Source organism: Nocardia salmonicida, assembly GCF_036142455.1.
GTDB classification, from domain to species: Bacteria; Actinomycetota; Actinomycetes; order Mycobacteriales; family Mycobacteriaceae; genus Nocardia; species Nocardia salmonicida.
The window spans coordinates 6,574,615-6,586,754 of the sequence record NZ_CP108014.1 but is presented as its reverse complement, the minus strand read 5'-3'; the positions used below and the strand labels follow the sequence as shown (position 1 = coordinate 6,586,754).

Genomic DNA, 12,140 nt, shown 5'->3' with positions numbered 1-12,140 from the left:
TTTTGCCGTAAATCGCCGTTAAAACTGAAACGGATAGTTATTCAAATCCGCGAACCTCCTGTGAGCCGTCACACACTCCGACGCTCATGTCTACCAACACCTGGACCGGTGATCAACACGACAGGCGTGACAAAACGGACGGAGTGCGTGGCGGGCCAACATCGGGCAAACCGCCAACCGGGCGTTTCAGCCCAGATCGCGGAGGTCACGCGCCGAAAACGTGTGATCGGCGGGGCGCTCCGCGAAGTAGCCACCGAGGGTGGCGGCGAGGTCGGCCTCGGACCATTCGGCGCCCTCGGCGTCGAAGCGCTGCTCGACCGTCGGTGCCGCCATCAGCGCCACCATCGGTCCGTAGACGACGAACACCTGACCGTTCACCGCGTCGGCGGCGGGTGAGGAAAGGTAGGCCACGAGCTTGGCCACATGTTCGGGCGCCAGCGGGTCGACCGCGCCGTCGGGTGCGTCCGCGAAGACCGCCTCGGTCATCGCGGTCCTGGCCCGGGGGCAGATCGCGTTGGCACGCACGCCGTACCTGGACAGCACGCGCGACGCGGTCAGCGTGAGGGCGGTGATGCCCGCCTTGGCCGCACCGTAGTTCGCCTGGCCTTCCGGTCCGAGCAGGCCCGCCTCCGAGGAGGTGTTGACCAGCCGGCCGTAGACCGGCGCGCCCGCCGCCTTGGACGCCGCGCGCCAGTAGGCGGCCGCGTTGCGGGTGAGCAGGAAGTGTCCGCGCAGGTGCACCGCGATCACCGCGTCCCAGTCCTCGTCGGACATGTTGAACAGCATGCGGTCACGGGTGATGCCCGCGTTGTTGACGACGATGTCGAGCCCGCCCAGCGATTCCTGCGCGGTCGAGACGAGCGCGTCGGCCGTCGAGCGCTCGGCGATGGAGCCGCCGACGAATTCCGCCTTGCCACCGAGCTCGCGGATGGCGGCGATGGTCTCGGCCGCCGCGTCCTCGGTCAGGTCATTGACGACCACCGCCGCCCCGGCCGACGCCAGCGCGAGAGCTTCGGCCCTGCCGAGCCCCGCGCCCGCACCGGTCACGACGGCGACCCGGCCCTCCAATGAAATCTGCGTCACACTCATTCGGCCGACTCTAGAACGTGTTCCACCATCCGACAAGAGGCGATCACGCCAACCTCAGTGCGGCCTTGGGGCACTGCGCCACCGCCTCCTCGGCATCGGCGAGACGATCGGGCGCGACATCGCCCTCGGCGACGGTCAACATGTCGTCGTCATCAAGTTCGAACATGTCAGGGGCGATTCCGACACAGACGCCGTTCGCTTCGCACCGGTCGAAATCGACGATGATCTTCATGAGAACTTCCTTCCACGCGGTCTTGGCGACACTAACTCAGACACCCCGGTCCACGGAGCGGAACAGGCGCCGAATCACTATCAATACTGGAACATGTTCCAGTTCGTATGCAATGATCGGTTTCGGCGGGGCTCACCCCCTGCGCCCCGCCACCCGCCCTTTCAGCTCGACACCGAGGTAGGAAGCATGCGCGTCGCGTATACGCCGCAGCAGGAAGAATTGCGCGCCGAGCTGCGCGAATATTTCGCGAAGCTGATGACGCCGGAACGTCGCGCGGCGTTGAGCATGACCACCGGCGAATACGGCTCCGGCAACGTCTACCGCGAGGTCGTGCGCGAGATGGGCCGCGACGGCTGGCTCACGCTGAGCTGGCCCAAGGAGTACGGCGGCCAGGACCGCACCACGATGGATCAGCTGATCTTCGTCGAGGAGGCGGCCATCGCGGGCGCGCCCGTCCCGTTCCTCACGCTCAACTCGGTCGCGCCGACCATCATGCAGTACGGCACCGAGGAGCAGAAGAAGTTCTTCCTGCCCAAGATCGCCTCGGGTGAGCTGCACTTCGCCATCGGCTACTCCGAACCGGGCGCGGGCACCGACCTGGCCTCGCTGCGGACCGCCGCGGTGCGCGACGGCGACGACTTCGTGATCAACGGCCAGAAGATGTGGACCAGCCTCATCGCCTACGCCGACTACATCTGGCTCGCCGTGCGCACCGATCCGACGGCCAAGAAGCACAAGGGCATCACGATGCTCATCGTGCCGACCGACGTCGACGGGTTCTCCTGGACGCCGGTGCACACGATGGCGGGCCCCGACACCAGCGCCACCTACTACCAGGACGTACGGGTGCCCGTCTCGTCGGTGGTCGGTCCGGAGAACGGCGGCTGGTCGCTGATCACCAACCAGCTCAATCACGAGCGCGTCGCCCTCACCTCGGCGGGTCCGCTGAGCCTCGCGGTCGCGCAGACCGTCGAGTGGGCCAAGGAAACCACCCTGTCCGACGGCAGGCGCGTGATCGACCAGGAATGGGCCCGGCTCAATCTGGCCAAGGTGCACGCCAAGGTCGAATACCTCAAGCTGCTGAACTGGGAGATCGCCAGCCGCGCCGACCTGGGCGGCGAGGCGGCGCCGAAGCCGTGGGACGCGTCCGCGTGCAAGGTCTACGGTACCGAGCTCTCCACCGAGGCGTACCGCCTGCTGATGGAAGTCGTCGGCCCCCACGCCTACCTGCGCCAGGACTCCCCCGGCGCCGCCCTGCTCGGCCGGCTCGAGCGGATGCACCGCGCCGCACTCATTCTCACCTTCGGCGGCGGCACCAACGAGGTGCAGCGCGACATCATCGCCATGACCGCCCTGCGCCAGCCCGCATCCGCCCGCTGATCCCGAAAGCCGGTATCTCCCATGGATTTCACTCCTACCGAAGCCCAGACCGATCTCGCCCGGCTGACCGGCGAGGTCTGCGCGAAGCTCGTCACCGCCGATCGGCTGCGTGAACTCGACACCGCCGCCCGCTTCGACGAGCAGCTCTGGAAGTCGCTCGCCGAGACCGGCGTGCTGGCCGCCGCGCTACCGGAAGTACTGGGCGGCAGCGATTTCGGCATGCTCGAGCAGACCGCGATCCTGCGTGAACTCGGCCGCGTCGTCGCCGCGGTGCCCTACCTGTGGTCGATCGTCCTCGGCGCCGGCGCGCTGGCGAAGTTCGGCGATGCCGATCAGCAGGCGCTGGCCGCGCAGGCGGGCGCGGGCGAAATCGTGCTCACCGCCGCGCTCGCCGAGGAACTGCGTGCTACCACCGACGCACCCGGCATCGTCGCCGAGGCCGCCGGTGCCGGGTGGACGCTGACCGGCACCGCCACCACCGTCGCCTACGCCGACCGCGCCGCACGAATCCTGGTGCCCGCCATCACCTCCAACGGCGTCGGTGTCTTCGTGGTCGATCCGGAGCACGCGTCGGTCACCCGCACCGCCCAGCAGGTCGTCGACCTGAGCCCCGAGTTCGCTGTGGAGCTCGCCGCCACTCCGGCCGACCTGCTCGGCACCATCGAGGCCGGCGCCGACATCCTCACCTGGCTGCGCGAATACGCCTGGCTCGGGGTGTCGGCCCTGCAACTCGGCACCCTGGAGCGCGCGCTCGAGCTGACCGCCGAGCACACCCGCACCCGCGAACAGTTCGGCAAACCGATCGGCTCGTTCCAGTCGGTCGCCCAGCGCCTGTCCGACGCCTATATCGACATCGGCGGCCTGCGCCTCACGGTCACCCAGGCCGCCTGGCGCCTCTCGGAGGACCTCCCCGCCGCCGAGGCCATCCACATCGCCAAGTTCTGGGCGGCCGAGGCCGGGCACAAGGTCGCCCACACCGTCGTCCACATCCACGGCGGCCTCGGCATCGACCGCGACCACATCACCCACAACTACTTCACCGCCGCCAAGCACAACGAATTCGCGCTCGGCGGGGCAACTCCCCACCTGCTCGCCTTGGGCGCCGAGCTGGCGAACTAGCCCACTATCGTCCTAGGGCCGGTACCGATCGAATCCGATCGGTACCGGCCCTTTTCGCGTCTTCACGCCGAAGACCCGGTCATCGTCAAGTAGCGCTGGAGGGTGGGGGCGATGTCTTCGATGATCTGTCGCGGAGTGAGCGCGACCACCGGGGGCAGCCGCAGGACGTAGCGACACAGGGCAAGACCCAGGAGTTGGGTGACGATCAGAGCGGCACGGCGAGGGGCGTCGGTGGGGGTGCCGAAGCGGAGGACGGCGGGCAGGACCTGGTCGGCGAAGATCTCTCGGAAGCGGGCCGCTACCGCCTCGTCGGTGATCGAGGAGCGGAGCAGGATCAGCAGAACGGTGTTGTCGTTGCCCTCCCAGATCTCGAGGAAGCGGCGGATCATCAACTCGCCCATGGTGTTCGGGTCGGCGGCGCTCAGGTCGGGGAGGTCCAGGTCGATCTGGGCGGCGGCGGCGAAGAGGCCGTCTTTGCTGCCGAAATAACGCATCACCATCGAGGGGTCGATCTCGGCGTCGGCGGCGATCGCACGGATCGTGGCCTTGGCGTAGCCGTCGGCAGCGAAGCGGGCACGGGCGGCCTCGAGGATGGCAGCCTTCGTCACGTCGGAACGACGGGTGGGAATCTCCTGGTCAGGCATGTCAACGATTGTAGGCCAACAACTGTTGACTTTCATCCGCGAGTGGGTTTACCGTTATGCCTACAAGCGTTGGCAAACAAGCGTTGACCAGGAGTCGAAATGCCCGCCACCTCACTGCCCGAAGCCACCTCCGTCGTCATCGTCGGCGCGGGCCCCGCCGGGCTCACCGCCGCGATCGTGCTCGCCGAAGCCGGCGTCGACCATGTGCTCATCGATCGACTCGGCGAGGGCGCCAACACTTCTCGGGCCGCGGTAGTGCATGCCAGGACGCTCGAGGTGCTCGACGGGCTCGGCATCGCGAGCGCACTCGTCGAACGCGGAATCGAGGTGCCGACCTTCAAGCTGCACGACGGCGCGAAGACGTTGGCCACCATAGAATTCGGCGATCTCCCCACCGAGTTCCCGTACACGCTGATGGTGCCGCAGGACGTCACCGAGCAGGTGCTCCTCGACCGGCTGCACGAACTGGGCGGCGCGGTGTACCGGCCGCTCACCGTCACCAAGGTCACCGAGGAGAACGGCAGCGTCACTGTCGAATACGTCGACGAGGACGACCGGCGCGGCGAGATCGAGGCCGACTATGTCATCGGCGCCGACGGCATGCACAGTGTCGTGCGCGAGCAGGTGGGGATCGGCTTCACCGGAGACACCTACCCGGCCTCCTTCATCCTGGCCGACGTCCACATGAGCTGGCCTGCTTCACGTTCGGAAGTATCGCTGCACCTCTCCCCCGAAGGCGTCACCGTGGTCGCGCCACTCCCCGACGAGGCGAAGAACCGCTACCGCGTCGTCGCCACCGTCGACCAGGCACCGGAACACCCCACCCTCGACGACATCCAGTCACTACTCGACACCAGGGGCCCCGCAGGCGAGATCCGTGTGGACGAGGTCCTGTGGAGCTCCCGCTTCCGCGTCCACCACCGCGTAGCCGACCACTACCGCGCGGGCCGCGTCCTCCTCGCGGGCGACGCCGCCCACGTCCACAGCCCGGCAGGCGGCCAGGGCATGAACACCGGCATCCAGGACGCCGCCCTGCTCGGCACCCTCCTGGCGAAAGTCACCGCAGGCGAGCCGGATTCGATTCTCGATACCTACGAAACCATCCGCAGGCCGATCGCCCTCGAAGTCGTAGCCTTCACCGACCGTATGACCACAATGGCGACCCTGCGGTCGGCCCCCGCTCGCACCGCGCGCAACACCGCCTTCCGCCTCCTCACCCGCATCCCCGCGGTACGCGGCAAGCTGGCCTACCAACTGTCCGAACTCGGCAACCACTGACGGCGCGCACACGTCGCCCCGCCCGGCGGACTGCCGAACGGGGCGACGAGATGAGTAAGCGATAACCGACCGCGCACGAGGGTGCAGGCCGATCAGGAACCCAGGCGGATCAGGAGGCGGAATCGGAGTTCACGCGTTTCAAGGCCGATTTCGATTCGTCGATCGGCGTGTTCTGCGCTGCGGACAGCCACCATTTCCCCTCGCGTTCCACCAGTACATACAGTGCGACCTCGGAGAAGCCACCGGGATCGACGGCTTGCCTGCGGATCTGGGTGACGATCAGCCCCGGAGCCGGACTGGTGGCGACCACGACCTCGAAACGGGAGGCCGGTGCGGGTGAATTCGCCGGCTGCATCATGCCGCGATGGATGGCATTGATCTGGCTGTGACCGATGACCAGAGCACCGAAAGGAGTGCCCCACAACACATCCGCGGCGAACGAGTTGTCGTAGAGATCGGCGTCGCCGGTCTCGAGAGCCCGCTGCAATTCGCCGGCGAGTTCGGCGGCCACGGCCTTCGTGGTCGGGTCGGCGGTCGGGTCGTTCAGGTTCGGTCGCATGGCTTCCTCCGCGTCTCGGTTGGTGACCACAGCCTGCGCCCTCAACCACCATCGAGGTCTAGGCCATTGTGACCGAGGCGACGTTCCGCGCGACAGCGACAGCATGCGCGAGCCTGGCCGCCGGTGCGCGTATCCGCACCGACGGCCAGGCTTTACAACTGGTACAGCGATCTACCGGCCGCTTTAGACCGAGCCCGCCTCGGCGTGCTCGTCGGCAGGGCGCTCATCCGTCTGCGACTTGGCCCAGCGGTAGTCCGGCTTGCCCGCGGGCGAGCGCTTGATCTCGTCGACGAACCACAGGCTGCGTGGCTGCTTGTACGACGCGATCTCCTGCGCCAGTACCGGTTTCAGGTCGGCCAGGGTGGGGCGGTTCTCACCGCGGCACTGGACGACGGCGACGACTCGCTGGCCCCAGCGGGCATCCTCGACACCGACCACCAGCGCGTCGAAGATGTCGGGGTGCGCCTTGAGGGCGCCCTCCACCTCTTCGGGGTAGATCTTCTCGCCACCGCTGTTGATGCTCACCGAACCGCGGCCGAGCATGGTGACCGAGCCGTCCTCCTCGACGCGCGCGTAGTCGCCGGGGATCGCGAAGCGGACCCCGTTGAACTCCTTGAACGTCGCGGCCGACTTGACCTCGTCCTTGTAGTAGCCGAGCGGGATGTGGCCGCTGCGCGCCAGCAGGCCGACGACACCGGAACCCGGCTCCACCGGATTGCCTTCCTCGTCGAGTACCTGGGTGGCCGCGTCGATCTTCACCCGAGGACCACCGGTGTGGGTGGCGCCCTTGGCGACCAGGGAGAGCCCGCCGAAGCCGGTCTCCGAGGAGCCGATGGAGTCGGAGATCATCCGGTTGGGCAGCACCTCGAGGAACTTGTCCTTGAGCGAGGGCGAGAACAGTGCCGCACTGCTGGCCAGCACATACAGGGTCGAAAGATCGTAGGGCTCACCGGTTTCCGGGTTGCCTTCGGCGAGCGCGTCGAGCATCGGGCGGGCCATCGCGTCACCGGTGATGAAGATCAGGTTGATGCCGTGTTTGTCGACGGCCTGCCAGACACCGTGCCCGCTGAACTCCGGGATCATCACGGCCTTGCCGCCGCCGAACAGGCTGTGGAAGGTGGCCCACTGCGAGCCGCCGTGGATCATCGGCGGGATCGGGAAGCGCACCATCTGCGGGTTCTCCGCGCCGATCTTGGCCAGCTCCCATTCGTCCTTGGTGTACTCGCCGGTGACGAAGTTGATGCCCGCGCCGAGCACCCGCCAGACGTCCTCGTGCCGCCACATCACGCCCTTTGGCAGGCCCGTGGTGCCGCCGGTGTAGAGCATGTAGATGTCGTCGGGCGAGCGCTCCTCGAAGTCGCGTTCACCCGACGAACCGGCCAACGCCGCTTCGTACTCCACGGTGTCCGCGCCGGTGGGACCCTCGGTGCCGTCGTCGATGACGATCACCGTCTTCAGGGCGGGCACCTTGTCCCGCACCGCCGCCACCTTGTCGGTGTAGCGGCGCTCGTGGATCAGCGCCACCATGTCGGAGTTGTCGAAGATGTGCAGTAACTCGTTCTCGACATAGCGGAAGTTGACATTGATCATCACCGCCCGCGCCTTGAAGACGGCCACCATCGCCTCGACGGCCTCGACGGTGTTCCTGGAATAGATTCCGACTTTGTCGCCGGGACGCACACCCTGTTCCAGCAGGTAGTGGGCCAGTTTGTTGGCCCGCTCCTCTAGTTCGGCGTAGGTCGACTCTCGATGTTCGCCGACCAGCACGATCCGGTCGGGCATCAAGTCGACGGCATGTTCGACGAGATCGGCTATGTTGTAGCTCACAAGGACAAAAATAGAACGTGTTACTGTTTCTGACAAGACTCAACTTGTCAGGAGTACGAAAATGGCCCACTGCCTGGTCGAGAAACGCGACCATGTCCTCATCGTCACCATGAACCGCCCCGAGGCGCGCAACGCCCTCTCCGGCGAGATGATGGCGATCATGCGCGACGCCTGGGACCAGGTGGACAGCGATCCCGACATCCGCGTCGCGATCCTCACCGGTGCGGGCGGGGCCTTCTGTGCGGGGATGGATCTGAAGGCGATGAGCTCGCAGCATCCTGGGGACACCGCCTCCAGCGGCAGCTGGGACCCGGCCTACCTCCCCGCACTGCTGAAGGGGCGGCGACTGGCCAAGCCGCTGATCGCGGCAGTAGAGGGCCCTGCCATTGCCGGTGGCACCGAGATCCTGCAGGGCACCGACCTGCGCGTGGCTGGGGAAAGCGCCAAGTTCGGCGTCTCCGAGGCCCGTTGGGGCCTGTTCCCGCTGGGTGGTTCCGCAGTGCGGCTGGCCCGGCAGATCCCGTACACGGTGGCCGCTGATCTGCTGCTGACCGGTCGGCACATCACCGCTGCCGAGGCCAAGGATATCGGCCTGATCGGCCATGTGGTCCCCGACGGAACCGCCCTCGACAAGGCCTTGGCGCTGGCAGGCCAGATCGCCGACAACGGCCCGCTCGCCGTCCAGGCGATGCTGCGCACCCTGCGCGAAACCGAGGCCATGCCGGAGAACGAGGCGTTCCCCATCGAGGCGAAGATCGGCATCGAGGTGTTCAGATCAGCCGACGCCAAGGAAGGGCCGCGAGCCTTCGCCGAGAAGCGCAAGCCGAACTTCACCGGTTCCTGAACGCCACTAGGGCGCTGGGCTCGAGGCCCCGCGCCCTGGTCGGCTGGGGTGCTTACGCGCCCGGGTAGTTCATGTAGAAAGGCTCCCACTGGTGACCGTCGGGGTCGATGAACGTGCGACCGTGCATCCCGACCTCGGCCTCCTGGGCGCGCTTGTCGTCGTTGGTCTCCTCGGTGGCACCCGCGGCGACGGCGGCGTCGGTCAGCGCGTCGACCTCATCGGCGCTGGCCAGCGACAGCGCGTACCCCGCGGCGGCGGTGTTGATGGTGTCGGCGATCGGACGCTTGCTGAAGGTCGAGAAGAAGGGCTTGGTCAGCAGCATCAGGCAGATGTTGTCGTCGATGACGATGCACGACGCGTTCTGATCGGTGAAATCCTCGTTGACCTTCCAGCCGAGCGCCTCGTAGAACCCCTTGGAACGGTCGAGGTCGGCGACAGGGAGGTTGATGAAGATCATCTTGTTGCTCATGGGATCAGCCTTTCGGGGCGTCGTTGCGGTCTCGTTCATGTAGACGCGTCGGCTCGTCCGGATTCATCGCATCCACACAAAGTTCGCGGAATCGGGATAGTCCGTTTTCGGCTCTGTCGGCTGTCGGACCCCTGTGGCATCGTGAAACTATGAGCGACGCCGCAACCGCCACCACCGGGCCTGATCCCGCTGTACTCGCCGAATTCGAGACGCATCGGCGCGAGTTGTGCGCCTACGCCTATCGCATGCTCGGCTCCTCGTTCGAGGCCGAGGACGCGGTGCAGGAAACCTTCACCCGAGCCTGGCGCTCCTACGATTCCTTCGAGGGTCGCGCGAGTCTGCGCTCGTGGTTGTACAAGATCGCCACCAATATCTGTCTGGACATGCTCGACCGTCCACAGAGTCGTGCCAGACCGATGGATCTCAACGGGCCGGGCCGCCCGGATTCGCCGCTGCCCATGCCACAGCCCGATTACGTGTGGATCGAGCCGATTCCGAACGCGCTCGCCTTCGGCGCCGACCCGGCCGACCACGCCTCCACCAGAGACACCCTGCGCCTCGCCTTCGTCGCGGCCTGCCAGCACCTGCCCGCCACTCAGCGCGCGATCCTGATCATGCGCGAGGTGCTGCGCTTCTCCGCAGGTGAGACCGCCGAAGCGCTGATGATGTCGCCCGCGTCGGTGAACAGCGCGCTCCAGCGGGCCAGGGCCACCATGTCGAAGGTGCAGCCCACCGTGACCGACAGTTTCGACGAGACCGATCCCGATCAGCGCAAACTGATCGACGATTTCGTCACCGCGTTCGAGGCCTACGACATGGACGCGCTCACCACGCTGCTCAAAGCCGATGTGGCGCTGTCGATGCCGCCGTTCGATCTCTGGATCTCGGGCCCGGAGAACGTGGCCGCGTTCATGCTCAGTACGGGCAGCGCGTGCCGCGATTCGCGGATGGTGCCGCTGGTCGGCGCCAACGGCTCGCCCGCCTTCGGCCATTACAAGCCGAGCGAGGAGCCCGGCGTCTGGGTGCCGTGGTCGATCACGGTGCTCGAGCTGGAGGGCAACACCATCGCCGGCCTCAACTTCTTCCTCGACACCCAGCGCCTGTTCCCACTCTTCGGGCTCGAACCGGAGTGGCGCGAGCCCGTCTGAGCGAGAACGGTTTTCACAGCAGGCGGCGCTTGTACAGCTTTCCATTGGGATCGCGGGGCAGCTCCGCACGGTATTCCACCGTGCGGGGCAGCTTGTACTTCGCGAGCTGACCGGCGGCGAATTCCAGGATGTCGGCGCTGAGTTCGTCGCTGCCCTCGGTGCCGGGCACCGGCTGCACGAACGCCTTCACCTGCTGACCCCAATCCGGGTCGGGCACACCGAGTACCGCCACATCGGCGATCTTCGGGTGGCTCATCAGCACGCCCTCGATCTCGGCCGGGTAGATGTTCACCCCGCCCGAGAGAATCAGGTCCGAACGCCGATCACAGAGGAACAGGTAGCCGTCCTCATCGAAGTAGCCGATGTCGCCGACGGTGAACATCTCACCGACGCGCGACTCCTCGGTCTTCTCCTTGGCCTTGTGATACTCGAAGCTGGATGCGCCCATCTTCATGTAGATCAGGCCCTCTTTGCCCGCGGGCAGTTCGGTGCCGTCCTGCTCGTCGAGCACCTTCACCACCGACCACGGCCACGCCTTGCCCACCGAGCCCGGCTTTTCCAGCCACTCGGCGCCGGTGATCACCGTGCCGCCGCCCTCGGTCGCGGCGTAGTACTCGGTGACGACCGGTCCCCACCACTCGAGCATGCGTCGCTTGGTGTCGGGCGGGCACGGCGCCGCACCGTGGATCATGCTGCGCAGCGAGGACATGTCGTAGCGGGCCCGCACCTCGTCGGGCAGGGCCAGCAGCCGGTTGAACTGCGTGGGCACCATGTGACTGTGGGTGACCTTGTACTTCTCGATCAGCGCGAGCATGCCCTCGGCGTCCCAGCGATCCATCAGAACGAGCTTGTGCCCCATCTGGATCGAGATCGTCGAGTTGTTCAGCACGGCCGTGTGATAGAGCGGCGAACCGCAGATGTGCACGTGATCGTCGTAGGGACCGAGGCCGAACAGACTGAAGTAGGCCTGGTTCGCCGCGGGAACGACATCGGGATCCGCGCCGGTCAGCGGGCGGCGAACGCCCTTGGGCCGACCGGTGGTGCCCGAGGTGTAGAGCATCGGCGCGCCGATGGACCGCTCGTCCGGACGGCCGGTGTCAGCGGCACCGAGCCACGACACCGGCCGGAACCCGGCGATCGTGCCCGCCGAGAAGCGGGCTTCGGCGGAGAGTTCCGCGAGGTCGGCCGCTTCGGCCGCGGTGTCGGCGAACCTTTCGCTGGCCAGGAACGCCGATGCCTCGCTGTCGCCGAGGATGTAGGCGATCTCCGGCGCGGTGAGGTGCCAGTTCACCGCGACGATGTAGAAACCGGCCTGGTAGGCGGCGAAGTACGCGGCGATCGCCTCGACCCCGTTGTGCAGCATGCTGACCACGACGTCGCCGGTGCGCAATCCGATGCCGCGTAGTCCGTTGGCGTAGCGGTTGGCGAGGGTGGCCAATTCTCGATAGCTGATCTCCCTACCGTCCGGGTCGACGAGGGCGATCCGTTCAGGATCGGCCTCGGCGATATTCCACAGTCCGAGGACTTCCGTTGTCTGCTGGCTGCTCACCC

Annotated in this window: 12 protein-coding genes; 5 read left to right on the top strand and 7 right to left on the bottom strand. The window is 66.8% G+C overall.

The genetic code is table 11. The annotated features are described in order from the left end of the window. Nucleotides 1-186 precede the first annotated feature (186 nt). Together OHS03_RS30845 and OHS03_RS30840 are read right to left on the bottom strand one after the other, a co-directional pair. A complete protein-coding gene (locus tag OHS03_RS30845) occupies nt 187-1,089 on the bottom strand; it encodes a 3-oxoacyl-ACP reductase (RefSeq protein WP_328658888.1) in 903 nt (300 codons plus the stop codon). A 43-nt stretch (nt 1,090-1,132) separates the two neighbouring features. Beyond that, nucleotides 1,133-1,321, bottom strand: coding sequence for a ferredoxin (locus OHS03_RS30840; RefSeq protein WP_056819344.1), 189 nt, complete (start codon nt 1,319-1,321; stop codon nt 1,133-1,135). 186 nt (nt 1,322-1,507) lie between these two features. Between OHS03_RS30840 and OHS03_RS30835 the strand changes: the two genes are divergently transcribed. Together OHS03_RS30835 and OHS03_RS30830 are read left to right on the top strand one after the other, a co-directional pair. Beyond that, complete coding sequence (locus OHS03_RS30835; protein WP_062982731.1) at nt 1,508-2,701, top strand: acyl-CoA dehydrogenase family protein; 1,194 nt, start codon at nt 1,508-1,510, stop codon at nt 2,699-2,701. A gap of 21 nt (nt 2,702-2,722) precedes the next feature. After that, nucleotides 2,723-3,820 carry an acyl-CoA dehydrogenase family protein gene (locus OHS03_RS30830; protein WP_328658886.1) on the top strand — a complete coding sequence of 366 codons (1,098 nt, stop codon included), beginning with the start codon at nt 2,723-2,725 and terminating at the stop codon, nt 3,818-3,820. Between the two features lie 62 nt (nt 3,821-3,882). Here OHS03_RS30830 and OHS03_RS30825 read toward each other — a convergent pair whose 3' ends face one another. Further along, nucleotides 3,883-4,464, bottom strand: coding sequence for a TetR/AcrR family transcriptional regulator (locus OHS03_RS30825; RefSeq protein WP_328658884.1), 582 nt, complete (start codon nt 4,462-4,464; stop codon nt 3,883-3,885). 99 nt (nt 4,465-4,563) lie between these two features. On the opposite strand from OHS03_RS30825, the gene OHS03_RS30820 reads away from it, so the two are divergent. After that, nucleotides 4,564-5,742 carry an FAD-dependent oxidoreductase gene (locus OHS03_RS30820; protein WP_328658882.1) on the top strand — a complete coding sequence of 393 codons (1,179 nt, stop codon included), beginning with the start codon at nt 4,564-4,566 and terminating at the stop codon, nt 5,740-5,742. A gap of 109 nt (nt 5,743-5,851) precedes the next feature. Here OHS03_RS30820 and OHS03_RS30815 read toward each other — a convergent pair whose 3' ends face one another. Both OHS03_RS30815 and OHS03_RS30810 read right to left on the bottom strand, forming a co-directional pair. Further along, nucleotides 5,852-6,301, bottom strand: a complete 450-nt coding sequence (locus tag OHS03_RS30815) for a DUF4440 domain-containing protein (protein ID WP_328658880.1) — start codon at nt 6,299-6,301, stop codon at nt 5,852-5,854. A gap of 183 nt (nt 6,302-6,484) precedes the next feature. Further along, nucleotides 6,485-8,128: an acyl-CoA synthetase gene (locus OHS03_RS30810; protein WP_328658878.1), complete on the bottom strand. Its 1,644-nt coding sequence runs from the start codon at nt 8,126-8,128 to the stop codon at nt 6,485-6,487. A gap of 61 nt (nt 8,129-8,189) precedes the next feature. Between OHS03_RS30810 and OHS03_RS30805 the strand changes: the two genes are divergently transcribed. After that, complete coding sequence (locus OHS03_RS30805) at nt 8,190-8,972, top strand: crotonase/enoyl-CoA hydratase family protein (RefSeq protein WP_056818853.1); 783 nt, start codon at nt 8,190-8,192, stop codon at nt 8,970-8,972. Between the two features lie 52 nt (nt 8,973-9,024). Here the strand turns inward: OHS03_RS30805 and OHS03_RS30800 are convergent, their stop codons facing one another. Continuing rightward, the gene (locus tag OHS03_RS30800) at nt 9,025-9,441 is read right to left on the bottom strand and encodes a VOC family protein (RefSeq protein ID WP_328658877.1); all 417 of its coding nucleotides are present in this window, start codon (nt 9,439-9,441) and stop codon (nt 9,025-9,027) included. A gap of 149 nt (nt 9,442-9,590) precedes the next feature. Between OHS03_RS30800 and OHS03_RS30795 the strand changes: the two genes are divergently transcribed. Continuing rightward, nucleotides 9,591-10,589 carry a sigma-70 family RNA polymerase sigma factor gene (locus OHS03_RS30795; protein WP_328658874.1) on the top strand — a complete coding sequence of 333 codons (999 nt, stop codon included), beginning with the start codon at nt 9,591-9,593 and terminating at the stop codon, nt 10,587-10,589. A gap of 13 nt (nt 10,590-10,602) precedes the next feature. Here OHS03_RS30795 and OHS03_RS30790 read toward each other — a convergent pair whose 3' ends face one another. After that, nucleotides 10,603-12,138, bottom strand: a complete 1,536-nt coding sequence (locus OHS03_RS30790) for an acyl-CoA synthetase (RefSeq protein WP_328658871.1) — start codon at nt 12,136-12,138, stop codon at nt 10,603-10,605. Nucleotides 12,139-12,140: the final 2 nt, after the last annotated feature.